Origin of the sequence: Curtobacterium sp. P97 (assembly GCF_023712445.1) — a bacterium.
Lineage (GTDB): Bacteria > Actinomycetota > Actinomycetes > Actinomycetales > Microbacteriaceae > Curtobacterium.
In genome coordinates this window covers 1-398 of sequence record NZ_JAMAYF010000208.1, presented here as the reverse complement: position 1 = coordinate 398, position 398 = coordinate 1, and the positions used below count along the sequence as shown (strand labels likewise).

1 pseudogene is annotated in these 398 nt (G+C 70.9%); it reads right to left on the bottom strand.

What is annotated here, in order from left to right:
- Positions 1 to 328: pseudogene (locus M3677_RS17685) on the bottom strand (glycosyl transferase); the annotation flags it as partial.
- Between the last annotated feature and the right edge of the window lie 70 nt (positions 329 to 398).

Genomic DNA, 398 nt, shown 5'->3' with positions numbered 1-398 from the left:
GCCACAGCGAGGCCGGTGGCTTGTCCACGGTGATCGCGTTGCCGGCGTCGAGGGAGCCGTAGAAGAACGCCTTCCAGCTCTGCGAACCGGCCTGCGCGGCCGCGGAGTAGAACGAGTTGGCGTAGCCCGAGGCCGACAGGTTCCACAGGTACAAGGCGCCGGTGGCGACCAGGAGCAGCACCAGGCTGCCCCGGACGATCCAGGGCGAGATGTCCCGACCGGGCGGGGCGAGATCCGCCGTACGGGGGTCTGCGGGTGAGTTGTCCGGGTGCGGCGGCCCGGGGTCGACGGTGGTGGTGGGTGCTGGGGTCAGCGTCGGAGTGGTCATGCCGCAACCCTCGGGACACCCGCTGTGCAGGTGATGGGGTCGTTCTGTGCGCCGGGTGTGAGCCTCGGCC